This window comes from Luteitalea sp. (genome assembly GCF_044337415.1).
Lineage (GTDB): Bacteria > Acidobacteriota > Vicinamibacteria > Vicinamibacterales > Vicinamibacteraceae > Luteitalea.
Genome location: NZ_JBIINP010000035.1, coordinates 15,183 through 33,195 on the forward strand (window position 1 = coordinate 15,183; position 18,013 = coordinate 33,195).

General features: G+C 69.6%; 3 protein-coding genes. 2 read left to right on the forward strand and 1 reads right to left on the reverse strand.

Annotation, left to right across the window (positions count from 1 at the left end; translation table 11 throughout):
- The first annotated feature begins 183 nt into the window (after positions 1-183).
- Together ACIRDX_RS08355 and ACIRDX_RS08360 are read left to right on the forward strand one after the other, a co-directional pair.
- Entirely contained in the window at positions 184-15,882 is a 15,699-nt protein-coding gene (locus ACIRDX_RS08355; protein WP_396624957.1) for an Ig-like domain-containing protein, read from the forward strand.
- A gap of 94 nt (positions 15,883-15,976) precedes the next feature.
- Positions 15,977-17,335, forward strand: coding sequence for a NupC/NupG family nucleoside CNT transporter (locus tag ACIRDX_RS08360; RefSeq protein WP_396624958.1), 1,359 nt, complete (start codon positions 15,977-15,979; stop codon positions 17,333-17,335).
- 57 nt (positions 17,336-17,392) lie between these two features.
- Here the strand turns inward: ACIRDX_RS08360 and ACIRDX_RS08365 are convergent.
- The coding region (locus ACIRDX_RS08365) for a DUF2961 domain-containing protein (RefSeq protein WP_396624959.1) at positions 17,393-18,013 on the reverse strand (621 nt) is incomplete at its 5' end.

Here is an 18,013-nt window from a genome sequence, read left to right on the forward strand (position 1 = left end):
GGCTTGTTCCGTTCGCCTCGTGGTGGCCTGCCGCGGAAGCGCGTGTGGGTGCCGGAGAAGGCCCGCCCGGGAATCGTCCGACACATGTCCGTCCAACGCGGTGAGTCGATCCAGCCTCGCGCTGCAGCGGAGGGACAGGTGCGCGTCTCGACAGGAGACAGGCGCACGGCAGGTCCCTCGTGCGTGCCGCGCCTTGAGCTGGCGACCCGGAGCTGGCACATGTTCGTCTACCTGCGTTCCATCGGTCTGGCGCTTCTCGTCCTGGCGGCCCTGCCTGTGCCCGTGATGGCACAACTCGGCGCCACACCCTCCGCGTTGTCGTTCGGCACCCAGGGGGTAGGTACGGCGAGCGTCGCGCGCACGGTCACGCTCACGAACACGAGCGGCGCCGCGCAGCCCTTCACGCTGGCGACCACGGGCGACTACGCCGCCACGAGCACATGCGGCACGTCGGTGGCCGCGGGCGCGACCTGCCAGGCGGCGGTGACCTTCACACCGACGGTGCTCGGTACGCGGGCGGGCACGCTGCAGATCACGCCATCGACGACGGGCGTGGCCACGGCGGTCACGCTGAGCGGCTCGGGCGTGACGCCGACGACGCTGTCGCCGACGTCGCTGGCGTTCGGGGCGGTGGTGCAGAGCACGGCGAGCGCGGCCAGGACGGTGCGGCTCACCAACAACCTCGACGTGCCGCTGACAGGCATCGCGTTCACCTCGTCGTCGCCGGAGTACACGGTGACCGGGTGTCCGGCGACGCTCGCGCCGCGTGAGCGGTGCACGGCGTCGGTGGTGTTCACGCCGACGGCGCCGCCGATCACGGCACGGCCCGCCACGCTGAGCATCGCCCACAGCGCCAGTCCCAGCCCCGAACTCGTGCCCCTGTCGGGCTCGAGCACGTTCCCGATCACGTTCAGCACAGGCAGCGTGAGCTTCCAGACCACTGTCCAGGGCACCACGTCACGCGCCATCGCCGTCACGCTGCGCAACAACCAGTCGGTGCCCCTCCAGACGTTCACCGCGTCCGTGCCGGCGCCGTTCTCGGCCACGGGGTGTACCGCGTTGCCGCTCGGCCCCGGGCGCACGTGCACGCTGACGCTCACCTACAGTCCGGGGCTCGCGGACCCGTTGTCGGTGGTGCGCACGCTGACCACCTCGTCGGCCGACCCGACGGTCTGGGGCGCGCCGCGGCTGCGCCTGACCGGCACGGCGCGACCACAGACGACCCTGTCGCCGACGCGCCTGACGTTCCGGGATACGGCCGTGGGCGCGACGTCTGCCGCCGTGCGGCTCACCCTCACGAACAACCGGCCGACCACGCTGCCGGCGCTCACTCTGGGAGCCCCGGTCGTCACCTTCACGGGTGCCGCCGGAGGCGACTTCGCACGATCGGGCGGCACCTGTGGCACCACGCTGGCGAGTCTCACATCGTGCACAGTCAACCTCACGTTCACGCCACGGCAGGGTGGTCCACGCGCGGCCACCGTGAACGTGCACAGCAACGCCCTGGGCGCGCCGATCAGCGCCACGCTGACCGGACTCGGCACCACGCCCATGACGGCCACGCCCACCGCGCTGAGCTTCGGTGCGTCGGCGGTGGGCCTCGAGAGCGCACCGCGCCTGGTCACGCTCACGAACAACCAGCAAATCCCGGTGACCTTCGGCGCGATGATGCCAGCGGGCGACTTCGCCGTCCAGTCGACGACCTGCGGTGCCACGTTGGCGCCCGGCGCGAGCTGCACGGTGTCGGTGACGATGCGGCCGACGATCGGCGGGGCGCGCAGCGGTGGCCTGACGATCGCCAGCGATACGTCCGCGTCGCCCAACGTGATCGCGCTCTCGGGGGCCGGCAACCGCGCCGTGACGGCCTCGCCCACCTCGTTGAGCTTCCCCAGCCAGAAGCTCAACACCGCCAGCGTGTCGCGCCAGATCGTCTACACGAATCACCAGAGCGTGCCCGTGACCCTCGACGAGGCGGTCACCGGCGACTTCACGGCGACCACGGCATGCGGCGGGACGATCCCGGCGCGATCGAGCTGCGTCGCCTCTGTCGTGTTCAGGCCGACGGCCACTGGCTCGCGCGCCGGCCTCATCAGCATCAACGACCCGGGGAGTACGCGTCGGCTCGACGTCCGACTGAGTGGCGCTGGCACCACCACCGACCCACCGGCGGCCATCACCAACGTGTCTCCCGGCGCCGGTCAGGCCGGCGCCACCGTGACGGGTGTGGTCGTGACGGGCAACGGGTACACGCACTTCTCGCCGGCGTCGGTGGTGAGCCTTGGGGCGGGCATCACCGTCTCGAACCTGCGGAACGTGACGGCCAACAGCGTGGTCGTCGACCTGGCGATCGCTGCGGATGCCCTTCCGGGCGGCCGCACGGCCTCGGTTGCCACACCGCTCGCTGGCGGGGGCACCGAGACGGCCACGCTCGCCGCCGCGTTCGTCGTTTCGACGTCGCCCGACCCCTCCTACATCACCATCGCGCCCGTCGGAGCACGGCAGGGCGAGACGGTCGACGTGGTCATCGAGGGCGACAACACGACCTTCGCGCAGGCCACCAGCGACACCCCGGGCACCACGGCGAACTTCGGGCCCGGCATTGCGGTGAACGGGTTCGTGCAGGTGCAGAGCCCGACGCGCGCCATCGCCAACGTGACGGTGAGCCCCACGGCCGATGCGGGCTGGCGAGCGGTCACCGTGGTCACCGGCGGGCAGTTCGCCACGCTGCAGCCCGTGGGCGCCGGGCCCGGCTTCCTCGTGAGCGCCTCGGCGGCGTCGCTCACGTCGCTCGCGCCGTCGACGGGTGAGCAGGGCGCCACGCCATTCGTGGTCACGATCACCGGCACGGGCACGCACTTCCTGCAGGGCGCCACCACGGTGTCGCTGGGCGACGGGATCAACGTCGGCAGCGTCACGGTGGTCTCGCCCACGGAGGTGCGGGCGACGGTGGCCGTGACCAGCACGGCGGTGCCTGGCCTGCGCACCGCGCGCGTGGTGACGGGCGGTGAGTCGCTCGCACTCGCGGGTGCCTTCACGGTGACGCCGTCGGCCACGGCGCCCTACATCACCGGCGTGCAGCCGGCACAGGCGACGCAGGGCGACACGGTCACCCTGACGATCACGGCCGCCAACACGAGCTTCACCACGCAGGCGCCGACCCTGAGCCTCGGGCCCGGCATCACGGTCTCCAACCTGACGGTCGTCAACGCCACCACGGTGACGGCCGACCTCGCGATCGCGGTGCTCGCGCCGACCGGCCTGCGGCAGGGCGGCCTCACGAGCGGCGGCTCGCAGTTCGCCTTCGACTTCTCGGTGCAGCCACGACCGGTGGCAATCACCCGTGTCGAGCCGGCCGTGGGGGCGCAGGGCGAGGTGATGACCGTGCGCCTCACGGGCGAGAACACGAACTGGAACCAGGACACCACCTTCGCGCGCTTCGTCACGCCGCCGTGGTGTGCGCTGCCGACGGTGAACCGCTTGACGGTCCTTGGGCCGACGAGCGCCGAACTCGTCTTCACCATTCCCACCAACGGCTGCACGCAGCAGGTCGGCTTCCAGCTGATCACCGGTGGCGAAAGCGTCGCGGGCACGTTCGGCGTGTACCGGTCGACGCCGAGCCTTACGCTGGGGCCGTCCACGGGTATGGTCGGCTCCACGTTGACCGTGAACCTCATCGGGGAGTTCACCCACTTCACGCAGGGCGCCACCACCGTCGCCATCGACGGTGCCGACGTCCGTATCCAGGATCTGATCGTGACCGGGCCGACGTCGGCCACGGCGACGTTCGTGATCGAGCCGGACGCGCTGTCGGGCCCGTGCCTGCCGGTGTCGCAGAGCGGCTGCCACGTCGTGACGGTGACCACTCCGCGCCAGAACGGCGGGCAGGAAGTGCTTACGGCGCCCTTCCGTGTCGTGGCGACGCCGGCGACGCTCACCCGCATCAGTCCTGATCGCGCCCGGCCGGGGACGACAGTGCCGGTGACCATCACGGGCCTGCACACCACCTTCGCGACGGGCGTCACGACGGTCGGTTTCGGCCCGGATGTGTCGGTGAGCAACGTGATCGTGGTGAGCCCGACGGAGGTGCGCGCCACGATTGCCATCGCCGCCAACGCCGCGACCGGCTACCGCACCGCGTTCGTCAACACGGGCGCCGAACAGCTGACGATCGGCTTCCTCGTGGAAAGCCCCGAAAGCCCGTCGATCAGGTCGGTGTCGCCCTCGTCCGCGCGGCAGGGGCAGTCGGCAACGGTGAGCATCCTCGGCCGCCAGACCACGTTCGGGCCAGAAAGCACGCTGATTCTTGGCGCCGGGGTGGCCGTTGCCGAGTTCACCGTGGAGTCGCCGACGCGCGCCACGGCCGTGATCCAGGTCTCGCCGACCGCGGCGCTCGGGCGCAATCCGGTCTCCGTGATCACCCCCACGCCCTCGGGCCAGGAGGTGGTGACCGGCGCGAGCTTCTTCGTCGAGCCTGGCGTGCAGCGGGTGCTGTTCACCAAGGGCGCCAGCGCGCCTGACCCGGTGGCGCCGTATCCGGCAGTGGCGGCCGCGCAGGGCCAGACGCTGCAGGTGGCGTTGGTGGGCGAGGGCACGCACTGGCTGCAGGGCGCCACGCGCGCCAGCTTCGGCGCCGGGGTCATCGTCAACCAGGTGACCGTGGCCGACCCGACGCACGCCACCGCGCAGATCACGGTGCTGTCGACTGCCCCGCTCGGCTTCCGTCAGGTCGTGATGACCACCGGCGGTGAGAGTGCGTCGATGGCGCAGGCGCTCAACGTGCAGCAGGCCACGCCGGTGTTGCTCAGCACCAGTCCGCTGACCGGCGCGCAGGCCGCCACGTTCGACGTGCAGCTGCTCGGCCGCTTCACCTCGTGGCAGCAGGGCGTCACCACCGTGGACTACGGCGACGACGTGACGGTCAACGCCGTCACGGTGATCGACTCGGTGAGCGCGGTCGCCAGCGTGACGATCAATCCGCTGGCCTACACATCGCCCCTCGCGCCGTGCCGCACCGTGAGCGTCACGACCGGCCAGGAGCAGGTGAGCCTGATCGACCAGCTGTGTGTCTCGCCCGGCATCGCCGCCATCACCGCGGTCAGCCCGTCGAGCTCGACGCAGGGCAGCACCGTCAACGTGGTGGTCACCGGCCAGGCGACGCACTTCGCGGCCGGTGTGACCACTGCGGACTTCGGTCCCGGCGTGAACGTGGGCAACGTGCAGGTCGTGTCGCCCACGCAGGCCAACGTGTCGCTGGCCGTGTCGTCGCAGGCGGCCAACGGCTACCGGACGGTGGCGATGCGCACGCTCGGCGAGACGGCGTCGTTGCCGCTCGGCTTCGTGGTGGGCCAGACCACGGCGTCCCTCACGGTCGCCAACCCCGTGTCAGGCCAGCAGGGGCAGCAGAACCTCGTGGTGCGACTGCTCGGCCAGAACACCGCCTGGGCCCAGGGGGTGACGACGGTCAACTTTGGGGCAGGCATCACGGTGGACGGCATCGCCGTGATCGACGCGACGACCCTTGACGCCACCATCGACATCGCGGCGCAGGCCGCCGTCGGGGGGCGCCTGGTCACCGTGACCACGGGCGGGCAGATCGTGTCGGGGGCGCTGTTCACCGTCACGTCGCAGGGCGCGGTGATCACGCGGGTCGCGCCCGACAACGGCAACCAGGGCCAGCAGATGGAGATCGTGGTCACCGGCCAGGGCACGGCCTGGACCAGCGGTGTCACGCAGTTCTCGATGACCGGCGTCGGTAGGGACGTCACGGTCGACTACGTGCTCGTCACGAGTCCGACCGAGCTGCGCGTGGGTGTCACGCTCGCGCCCTCTGCCGATCTCGGGGGGCGCTCGGTGTTCGTCACGACCGGCACGCAGACGCTCGTGAACCCCGCCGCCTTCGTCGTCACCGGCGGCATCCCGGCCATCGCTTCGGTGCAGCCAGGCAGCGCGAAGGTCGGTGAGACCGGCGTCAACGTCGAGGTGCGTGGGCTCTACACCGAGTGGCTCACCGGCAGTCCCGCGATCGACTTCGGCCCGGGCGTGACCGTGCTCGACTACACGGTCAACAGCAACACCAGCATCACCGCCGTGCTCGACATCGCGCCGGCGGCTGGCCTCGGTCCCCGCACGGTGGTGGTGCGCAACGGGCTGCAGACGCTCACCGGGTCGTTCTCGGTCGTGTCCAACGCGCCGCCTGCGCCGTCGCTGTACATCACGCCGCCGAGCGCACTGCGCGGGCAGACCGTCGATGTGGCGTTCATCGGTCGCTTCACCAACTGGAACACCTCGTCCACGCTGCAGATCGGCGACCCGGGTCTGTCGGGGATCGCCATCAACAGCTTCCAGGTGCTCAGCCCGACCACGGCCGTGGCCAACCTCACGATCAGCGGCGCCGCGCCGTTCCAGTCTCACCAGGTGGACATTCAGACCGGCACCGAGCTCGTGCAGTCGCAGTTCGCGGTGGTCCAGGAGCAGCCGCAGCTCACCGTGGTCGATCCCTCGAGCGGCATGCAGGGCACGACGCGCACGCTGACCGTCCTCGGCCAGCACGTGCAGTTCGGGGCCGGCACGACGTTCGACTTCGGACCCGGGGTTGCGGTCGAGGCGATCGAGATCCTCGGACCCAACGCGGCGCAGGTGCGCGTGGCGATCGACCTGCTGGCATCGTTGGGGGGCCGGACGGTCACCGCGACGACCGACGGCGTGAGCGTCAGCCGGAGCCTGGCCTTCAGCGTGACGCCCAGCGCCGCCGAGGTCGTGTCGGTGTCGCCGAACACGGCCCGGCAGAACGCCCGCATCACGGTGGCGGTTACGGGTCGCAACACCAACTGGAGTTCGTCGACGAGGTTCGGCTTCGGCAGCGGCATCACCGAGCTGTCGCGCTCGGTCTCGAGCCCGACGCAGGCCACCGTGGAGATCGAACTGGCGCCGCTTGCCACACTCGGTAGCCGTACGGTCACCGCGACCACGGGCGGCGAGGTGGCCTCGCTCGGCAACGCGTTCGTGGTGCAGGAGGGCACGCCCCTGGTGCTGTCGTCCGCACCGACGGCCGGCCTGCAGCAGCAGACGGTGACGCTGGCCATCCTCGGCCAGTTCACGCAGTGGGCGCAGGGCCAGACGACCGTCGCGATCGACGGCGGGGACGTGACGGTGACCTCGGCCACGGTGACCAGCCCGACCTCGATCACGGCGCAGGTCGCGGTTGGCTGGTTCGCCGCGCCCGGCGGCAGGACGATCCGCGTGACCACGGCCGGTCAGGCGCTCTCGCTACCCGGCGGATTCGTCGTCGCGGCGGGACCGGCGGCCATCACGCAGGTGGCGCCTGCCAGTTCAGGCCAGGGGACCACGCTGAACGTGACGGTGACGGGCGTGAACACGCACTTCACGCAGGGCGCCACGGTGGCGAGCTTCGGCGCTGGAATCGCCGTGAACAGCGTGTCGGTGACCAGTCCGACGGTCGCGACGGTGAACGTCACGGTGGCTGCCGGAGCCTCACCCGGGCTACGCAGCATCGCCATGACCACCCAGGGCGAGACGGCGACGTTGGCCAACGGCTTCACGGTGATCTTCACGACGCCGACGATCCAGTTCGTGACGCCGACGTCGCTGGCGCAGGGTGCGAGCGGTCAGGTGACCGTGATTGGCCAGAACACGGCGTTCACCGCGCAGACCGTCTTCAATTTCGGAGGCGCGGGCGTGACGGTGGGGACGCCGACCATCGTGAGCGGCGTCGAGGCCCGGATGACGGTCACGGTGTCGCCGACCGCGACGCGGTCCACGCGTGACGTCACGGCGACGACCGGCGCACAGGTCGCTACCGGCGTGCAGAAGTTCACGGTAGCCGCCGGCCCGGCCCGGCTCACGTCGCTGAGCCCGCAGACCGTGAAGCAGAACACCAATGGCGTGCAGGTCACGATCTTCGGCATCGACACGCACTTCCAGTCCTCGTCGGTGGTCGATCTCGGCACCGGCGTCTCGGTCACCAACCTGCAGCGCATCAGCGCCACGCAGGTGGTGGCCACGGTCAACGTTGCGCCGGCAGCGCCGCTCGGGCTGCGCACGGCGCGGGTGACGACCGGCGGGCAGGTGGCGGAACTGGTGGGCGTGTTCGAGGTCCGCGCCGGTGACCCGGTGCTCACGGCGATCACGCCGACGTCGGCGCGGCAGGGCCAGACGCTCACCGTGCAGGTCAGCGCGCTCTACACATCGTTCACCTCCGGCGCCCCGACCCTCTCGCTCGGCGCTGGCGTCACCGTCAACGGCGTCACCGTGATCTCCGACACGCAGCTGTCGGCGTCGATCACGGTGCAGCCGGCAGCCACTGTGTCCACGCGTGCGGTGTCGCTCACCAGCGGCGGCCAGCCGGTGAACACGTCGGGTTACACGTTCGCCGTCACCGCGGGGCAGCCCGAGTTGCTGACGGTGTCGCCGTCGACGGGCGACCAGGGCTCCACGCAGGTGATCACGATCACCGGCCGGTTCACCAACTTCTCCTCGTCGTCGGTGGTCTCGTTCAGCGGCAGCGGTCTCACCACGGGTGCGGTGACCGTCAACGGCCCGACGCAGGTGCAGGTCAGCGTCACGGTGGCGCAGGGCTCGACGCCAGGGGCGCGCACGGTGACGGTGACGACTGGCACCGAGGTGGTATCGCTGTCGGCTGCGTTCACCGTGCAGCAGGGCGTTCCCCGCATCACCGTCATCAATCCCAACATCGGCGTGCCGAACTCGACGGTCAACGTCACGATCACGGGCCAGTTCACCAACTTCCAGGGCGGCGTCACGCGGGCCAGGTTTGGCGACGGCGTGGCCGTCAACGGCGCCGCGGCGGGCGCCTTCGGCACCCTGTCGGTGAGCAGCGCCACCCAGGCGACGGCCAGCCTCGTGATCGCCAGCGGCGCCACGCTCGGGCCGCGCGACATCACGGTCGAGACCGGCGGCGAGGTGTTCAACGTGCTGGCGGGCTTCACCGTGCAGACGTCGACGACGACCGCGGCGACGGTGGTGGCGGTCACGCCAGCGTCGAACGCGACGGGCGTGCCACTCAATGCGACGGCCGTAGTCGAGTTCAGCGCGCCGCTGGATCGCGCCTCGGTGAATGCCGAGAACATCAACCTCTACGACTCGAACGTGCAGTACTGCAGTACGAGCCCATCAGGCCGCGTGCCCGCGCAGGTCGAGGTGGATCCCTCGGGCCGGATCGTCACCGTCACGCCGACGGCGGTGCTAGCCGTCGCCCGCGTGTATCGCGTGTGCGTGAACGTCGGGCGCAGCGGGACGTTGACAGGCATCAGGGATGCCTCGGGGAATGCCGTCGCGTCCTGGGCCTACGACTTCACGACCGGCTTCGCCACTGACGAGAGTGGCCCTTCGTTCACGGCGTCGAACATCGCTCCGGACGCCGTGGGTGTTGGTACGAACGCGCGTGTCGTGCTCGGCTTCAGCAAGCCTGTCAGCAGCACGACCGTGCCGATCGGGGTGACCGTGACTGGCGGCGGCAGCGTGGTGCCCGGCACGTTCGGGTACACGTCGGACTACCGGCAGGTGACATTCACGCCAGCGGCCGCGCTGGCGCCGAACACCACCTACACCGTGAGCTACACGGCGGCGCTCGAGGGGCTCGTCGGGCTGCCACTGGCGAACCCTGCCAGCTTCAACTTCACCACCGCGGCCGGGCCTGACAACACCTGGCCGGTCATCGTCTCGCGGACTCCCTTCGAGGATGAGCGTGTCGGCCCCCGTCCGGTGTTCAGGGCGGTGTTCGATGAACCGCTGAACCCCCTGCGCGTCGATGCCTCGAATGCGTACCTGACGCGATCGGCTACGGGCACGACCGTCATGGGAGCCGAGATCGCGCTCTCGGCCGACAGGCGCACCGTGACCCTTACCGTGCCAGACGACCTCGAGAGGGGTACGCGGTATACGGCCGTCATTCGCGGCTACGACCGCGTCGATCGGGTGGCGGCGCACAGCTTCTCGGTGTTGGTGGGCGACCCGGATGTCGCGGGTCCCTCGCTGGGGTCTCGCTCGCCAGCCACAGATGCGACTGGTGTGCCCGTCAGCGCCAGGATTGCCTTCGGCTCGACCGATACGCTCGACCGGACCAGCGGCCCCAGGGTCACGGTTCAGCCTGCCGTGGCGGGGACACTGGTGTCCTCAGACGAGCAGCGGCGGTTCACCTTCACGCCGAGTGCACCGCTCCTGCCGTCGACGACGTACACCGTGACTGTTGAAAACCTGCGCGATGTGAACGGCAATGCTGGGACGCCGGTCACGTGGTCGTTCACGACCGCGGCCAGCACGACGCCAGACACCGCCAACGGGACGTACAGCGTGAGCCCTTCCGCTGGCACAGTGCCCGTCACTGCCGCCTTCACGGTCACGTTCAGCAAGCCGGTCGAGCCGTCGACGGTCACATCGGATGCGGTCTACCTCTCCGAGAACAACGAGGCACGCCGGGTGTCGGTGAACTACAGCCTCAGTGCCGACCTGCGCGTGCTCACGGTCACGCCGGTGGCTCCGCTGGAGGCCGGTCGGACATTCAACCTGTATACCGGCATCTGCTGCACGTACTTCATGCACGACTGGTCAGGGAACAGGTTCAACGGCCCCCAGTCGACGGCGTTCACGACGGCTGGTGCGGAGAGTGACACGACCGCCCCGAGCGTGATCGCCGTCACGCCCGCGGAAGGCGCGACAGATATCGGGCCGAACAACCCGATCACGGTGACGTTCTCTGAGCCCATGAAGCGCTCCACGCTCTCGAGCGCCAACGTGGCGCTCTATGCGGGCTCGACGCGGGTCTCGTCCAGCGTCGGCATCTCGACAGACAACCGAGCCGTGACCTTCTCCGGCCTGACACTGGAGTACGGCATGCCGTACACGGTGGTCGTGTCGCCCAACGTCACCGACCTGGCGGGCAACCCGCTCCCGGAGCAGGTGTACAGCGCCTTCCTGGTCGCTGAACGCCCGGTGACCTCGCGGCCGCAGGTCCGTGCCTTCCGGCCCGGGTCAGGAGCGAGCGGAGTGGAGCCGGAGCGCCCACTCGTGTTCATGCTGGATCAGCCCGTGGACCCCGATACGGTGCCCGGCGCCCTCTATGTGGCGCAGGACGGCGTGCTCATCACGGGGACGACGTCGCTGTCGGCGGGCAACACGGTGGTGACCTTCCGGCCGTCGGCCCCGCTCCAGGCTGGCTCGTTCGTTCAGGCGTGGTTCACCAGCGACGCCTCGGACGAGTACGGCAACGCCCTGATGCGGGACGAGAGAAGCTTTACCGTGCGCACGGCGCTGGCCGGCAGCAATCCGGTCATCTCGAACCGGTGGCCGGCGTGGAGTCAGTCGGGCGTACCGACCAACACCGCAATCGACGTGCAGTTCAGCAAGGCGATGAACCCGTCGAGCGTGACGGCGACAAGCTTCTACCTGAGTTCCTGCACCGGTACGACGCTGCAGTCCTCCCGGCAGCTGCTGCTGGGCAACACCGTGCTTCGACTGGTGCCGTCGGCGCCGCTCGCGGCCAATGCCTGCGCCAATTTGTACACGACGGCGCAGTTGGTCGACGTGGACGGCCGCGCGACCAGCAGCAGCCAGTTCCAGTTCACCACCGGGCCTGGCGCCGACCTGACGGCCCCGCGGGTGGCCAGTGTCAGGCCCGTCGACGGCGCATCGGAGATCGGCGTGAACGCTGCGATCGAGCTGAGGTTCGACGATGCGGTTGCGATCGCCAGCCTGACGTCGCAGAGCCTGACGCTCAAGGCCGGGGGCGAGGATCTGCCGTACGTGATGACCTGGAGGGACGAGGCTAGCGGGACGACGGTGGTCACGCTCACGCCCGAGGACGTGCTTCCGGCCTCGACGGAGATCGTGGTCGGCGTCACCTCGGCCATCACCGACAGGGCACTCAACGCGGCCGTTCCCATGACGGTCCGGTTCACGACGGCGCCCGGCCCCATCTTCGTGGGAGCGAGGGTCGCCACGCAGAACGTGTCGAGCAGCGACGTCGGTGTGCCAGTCACCAGCGTGTTCACGGTCACCTACGATCGGCCGATCGATGCGCGCACGGTGTCCGCGGCGGTGGCGTACCTTCGTGACACGCTCACCAGTGTCGTGGTTCCGGCGACGGTCTCGGTGAGCAGTGACCTCCGGTCGGTCACCGTGTCGCCGACCACGCTGCTTGCCGTGAACCGCACCTTCACGTGGTTCGTGAACAGCCTCGTCGACCTGTCCGGGAACAGCGTGCAGACGGTGAGCACCTCGTTCACCACGGCCCTCCGCACCCCGGTGAGCGGCCCGACTGTGCTCATGGTCAGCCCGCCATCCGCCTTCACGAGCGTGCCGACCAATGCCATTCCGGAGGTCCGTTTCGACAGGGCGGTCGCGCCGTCAAGCGTGACGGGCGTCACCCTCGAGGCCGGAGGCGCGCCTGTCGGCATCACTCGCGTGCTCGAGGCGGGCAACACGGAAGTGGTGCTGCGACCCGCGGCGCCACTCCGCGCCAACACGGCGTATACGGTGCGGGTGGCCGGCGTGCGCGACACCGCGGGCGTGGCGATGGCGTCCCCGGTGGTCAGCAGCTTCACCACCGGGCCCAGCCTCGACCTCGTGGCGCCGGCGCTCGTGAGCCAGGTACCGACGCCAGGTGCGTACACGGGCACGCGGCCCGTGATCCGCTGGGTGTACGGCGAGCCGCTCGACAGGATTCGCGCGACGGGAGGTTACCTGGCCAACGCCCAGACGACGAACGTTCGCGGTGTCGCCTTCGTGTTCAGCGCCGACCAGCGCACCATCACGCTGACCTACCCGGGCGACCTCGACCCGTGGTCGACCTATACGGCCTGCCCGCCGGCGCGTGTGGACCTGGCCGGCAACGTGCTGCCGAGTTCACATTGCGCCAGCTTCTACACGGGCGGCGCCGTGGACACCGATCCCGTCGTGGTGACCTCGGTGAGTCCCTCCAACGGCGCCACGGCGATCCCGCTCAACGCGCCGGTGACGGTGCGGTTCTCGGACCGTATCGACCCCACGACGTTCTCCGCGGCGAGCCTGCAGCTCAGCCCGTCGGTGGCTGGCACGGCTGTCCTGGCGTCCGATGGCCTGACGCTCACCTTCAGCCCGTCAGTGCCGCTGCAGTCCTCGACGGCCTACCTGGTGACCGTCTCCGGCCTCGGCGACATCGATGGCAACCTGGTGGCGAGCTTCAGCAGCACCTTCACCACGGGTTCGGCGGCCCAGGTCGGCACGGGGACGATCACGCTGCTCTCTCCGGCGTCGGGCGCCGCCGGAGTGTCCCGCACGGCCCCGGTGGTCGTCGCGTTCAGCCGCGGCGTGGCACCGACCTCGGTCACGCCGGAGACACTGAGGGTGGTCGCCAACACGTCCAATGTCTTCGTGCCAGGCACCCTGAGCCTCGATGCCGGCGGCACGACGCTCACGTTCACGCCGAGCCAGCCGATGCCTGCCGGGCAGTCCATGAGCGCCTGGGTCAGCTACTACGGGGCGGTCAGGGACCCTGGTGGGGCGTCGTACAGCGGGAGGAGCTTCTCCTTCACGACGGAGAGTGGTCAGGACACCACGCCCCCGACGGTGGTGGCCATCACGCCGGAGGACGGCGCGACCGGTGTGGGTCCGCAGCGGACGATCTCCATCGTCTTCTCGGAGCCGCTGAGCAACGCCTCCATCAGCAACCAGCACTTCGCGCTGTTCGATGCTGGTACGCTGAGGAGCAGCGTGCAGGTCAGCCGATCGGAGGACTCCCGCATCGTCACTCTCTCGAGCCCGCCGCTGCCCTATGGCCGCACGTTCACGGTGGTCGTAGGCACGGGCGTCACCGACCTGGCCGGCAACGCACTCGCGCAGCCGTTCCAGGCGCAGTTCACCACGCTGCCGCCGCGCCTCACGGCCACGCCATCGGTCCGCCAGATGCGTCCGGCAATTGGGACGAGCGGCGTAGAGGCCAGCGTGCCGATCACGCTCTTCACGAGCGCGCCCGTCAGCGTCGCATCGCTGAACGGCGGACTGACGGTGTCTGAGAACGGCGTGCTCGTCGACGGGATCGTGTCGGTGGACGACGACGGGTACTCGGTCGTGTTCACGCCATCGCGGCCCTTCGGGGCAGGGGCGCTGGTCGAGGTGTTTCTGATCGGAGCCACAGACGTAGCCGGTAACCCGTTCTCGAAGTTCGACGAACTGTTCTACGTCGCATCGACGCCGATCTTCGGCATCGCGGCGACGACGCCGTCGAGCGGCGAGAGCAATGTTTCGCTCAACGCCGTAGTGGACGTGAGGTTCACGGCGCCCATCGACCCGCTCACGGCAACGTCATCGAACGTGTACGTCCGCAACTGCAGCGGCGTAGTGCACCCCACGTCGATCGTGGTGGCGATGGACCTGCTCTCGGTCAGGCTGGTGCCGACGACCCCGTGGGCAGCCAACGGGTGCGGCACGGTCTGGGTGACCACCGGCGTGCGGAGCGCGGCAGATGTGCCTCTGTCGTCCTCCTCGAGCCGCACCTTCTGGACGGGCACCGCGATTGACACGGTGCCCCCCAGCCTGACTGCCGCGTCGCCGGCGAGCGGCATCACTGGTGTGGGGCTGAACGCACCCATCAAGCTGCTGTTCAGCGAGCGGATGGCGGAGGCGACCCTGACGCGCGGCAACCTGTCACTGTCGTCCAACGGGGAACCACTGCCGTTCACGCTGTCGTTCTCCTCGTCGTCCACCGCTCCCACGACAGTGACGGTGACGCCGCAGCGGCCGCTGCCCGGGAACGCGACGATTACGGTTGGCGTTAGCGGGGCGGTGACCGATCCGAGTGGCTTGGCCGTCGCGCCGAGCGAGTGGTCGTTCACGACGGGCAACGGCACGGACTACACGGCTCCTGTCATCGTTCGCAGGAGCGCCGAACCGGGCCAGCTCACCACCAACCGCACGACCTTCGCGTGGCAGTACGACGAACCCATCGACCCGGGGTCCCTGAGCCGCAACGTGTACATGTGGAACAACAGCCGCAATCGCAACGAGGGCGGTACGGCAACCCTGAGCCCGGATGGCCGGGTGGTCACGCTGGCGTTCGCGGTGCCGCTGACGGCTGGCGAGGCCGTGACCCCCACGGCGGTCGTCACGGACCTGAGCGGCAACGTGCGGGAGAGTTCCACCCAGTACCTGGTCGCCGCACCGTCGGCACTGACGGCGCCCGCGGTTGTCGGGACGTCGCCGCAGGCAGGAGCCATCGGCAGCGCGAGGAACACCGTGATCGAGTTCGTGTTCGACACCGAGATCGAGCCAACGTCACTCGATGACGTGCGCCTGACCGGGCCCGAGGGTGTGGTGCCGACGACATGGACGTTCGTCAACACGTGGACGGGTATCCCGGCGGGTCGCGTGGTGCGGGTGATGCCCGACCGGGTACTCGCCCCCAACACCACGTACACGGTGTCGAGCGGCATCATCAGGTCACTGTCCGGTGTTGCGGTGACCTCGCCCGCGGTCTTCTCCTTCCGCACGGGAGACAACGCGGTGACGTCCGGTGGCGGCTCGTTGCAGCGGACGACGGCGATGGTCGGGGATGTCGAGACGCAGCTGACCAATGGCCAGACCGTGGCGGGCGTCGCGCGCGACACGGCAATTGGGGTGACGTTCTCCCGCCCGGTGTCATGGACGTCGATCTACACGGGCGGCGTCCAGCTCCGGCAGGGCACGACACGTGTGAACACCACGTTCACCCTGTCGGCCGACGGCCGCACCGTGACGCTCACCCCCGTCGGCGGCCTCGCTGGCAGCATGGCGTACACGGTGAACGTCAACAACGCGGTCAACGTGTTCGACGAGCTCTGGAACTCGATTTCCGGCGGCGCGAGCAGCCTGAACTTCACCACCGTGCCGTAGCCGCACCTCCGGGTCCACCGCGGGCCGGACGCCACGTCCGGTCCGCGGCCCCGACACAGGCAAGCTGGGCTCTTCGTAGGTATACTCCCGCCCTGTGACCCACGCTCCCGGCAAGGCTCCCGCCCGCGCTCCCTGGCGCCAGGCGGACCTCCTCGTCCTCGGCGCGCTGCTCGGCGGCGCCGCCATCGCCGCCGCCATCGCCTATCTCGCCAACGCGCCGAAGGTGCAGTCGCTCACCGGCCTCTGCGTGCTGCTGGCCATCGCGTTTGCCTGGTCGAGCGACCGGTCGGCCATCGACCGCAAGACCGTCGCCTGGGGCCTCGGCCTCCAGATCGTCATCGCGCTGATCGTGTTGCGCACCACACCGGGGCGCGATGCCTTCGCCGCGGCGGGGCGCGGCATCAACTGGCTGCTCGACTTCGGCAACGTCGGCGCGGGCTTCGTGTTCGGGCCGCTCGGCAACAAGGACGTGTGGCCGCGGATCATGACGGCCGCGCTCGGGCCGGAAGGCGCCCAGTACTCGGTGCTGTTCGCGTTCCAGGTGCTGCCCACCATCATCTTCATCGCGTCGCTCTTCGCGATCCTCTACTACCTGGGCGTGATGCAGCTGGTGGTGCGCGCCTTCGCCGTTGGCATGCGCTTCGTGATGAAGGCCAGCGGCGCCGAGACGCTCAACGTCGCCGCGAGCATCTTCATGGGCCAGACCGAGGCCCCGCTCACCATCCGGCCGTTCATCGCCAAGATGACGCAGTCCGAGCTCATGACCGTGATGACCTCCGGCATGGCGCACATCTCCGGCGGCATCATGGCCGCCTACGTGCTCTTCGGCATCGAGGCGCAGCACCTGCTCACCGCCGTGATCATGACCGCGCCAGGCACGCTGATGATGGCCAAGATCTTCGTGCCCGAGACCGAGGTGCCAGAGACGATGGGCGCCGTGACGCTGAAGCACGACAAGACCGACGTCAACATCATCGACGCCGCCGGGCGCGGCACGTCGGAAGGCCTGATGCTCGCGCTCAACGTCGGCGCGATGCTGATCTCGTTCCTGGCCCTCATCGCGCTGCTCAACGCCATCCTCGGCCTGGCCGGGCTGAGCCTGCAGCAGATCTTCGGCTGGGTGTTCGCCCCCATCGCCTGGAGCATGGGCGTGCCCTGGCAGGACGCGCCGGTGATCGGTAACCTGCTCGGCACCCGCATGGTGCTCAACGAGTTCGTGGCCTACTCGCAGCTCGGCCCGATGAAGGCGACGCTCGACCCGCGCTCGTTCACCATCGCCACCTTCGCGCTGTGCGGCTTTGCCAACTTCGCGTCGATCGGCATGCAGGTCGGCGGCATCGGCGCGCTCGCCCCGAGCCGCCGCAGCGACCTGGCCCGCCTCGGCTTCCGCGCGATGCTCGCCGGCACGCTGGCCAACTTCGTCACCGCGACGATCGCGGGGTTCTTGCTCTAGGTAGAGCAGGCTACAGGCTACAGGCAGCCTGCGGCCTGTAGCCCGTCGCCTGTTCCTTCACTGCCTTCCCGCCCACACCCGTTCGCGCATGCCGTCGACGCGGGCGGCGGCGGGCGCGAGGGGCGGCAGGCCGTTCACCGGCCTATCCAGGTAGAAGTACGCGGTCGCCGACACATCGTCCGAGCGGTAGTAGTTGACCCCGCCCTGCGGATGCCGCGGGTCGTCGAAGGCCGGCAAGCCCTGCGCGTCGAGCAGGAGGTGGACGTCGGGCGGCGTCTTCCGGATGTCCATCACCGGCTCGCCCTTCAGGTCCAGCACCAGCACCGGCACGACGGGCGCGCCGGCGGCCTGCATCGCCTTGATCTTCGCGGTCGGCGCATTGCCCATCTGCTGGATCGTCACCCGGCAGTCGCGGTGGAAGAACACCGGGTCGTCGAGGTGGTACCGGTAGAACGCGTAGAGATCGGCTTTCTCGTCAGACACGAGCGAGCCGTGGTACCGGCCACGGTACGTGCCCTGTCCCCAGCCCGTGCCGATGTAGTCCTCGGTGCCCGTGCCGACGAGCGTCGGCAGCGTGGTGTCGCCGTCGAGGAACACCTTCACTTCGCCTTCCCCGAACCACGTGCCGCGATAGGCCTCGTGCCCGCCGATGACGCCGACGTGCGTGCCCAGGTAGCG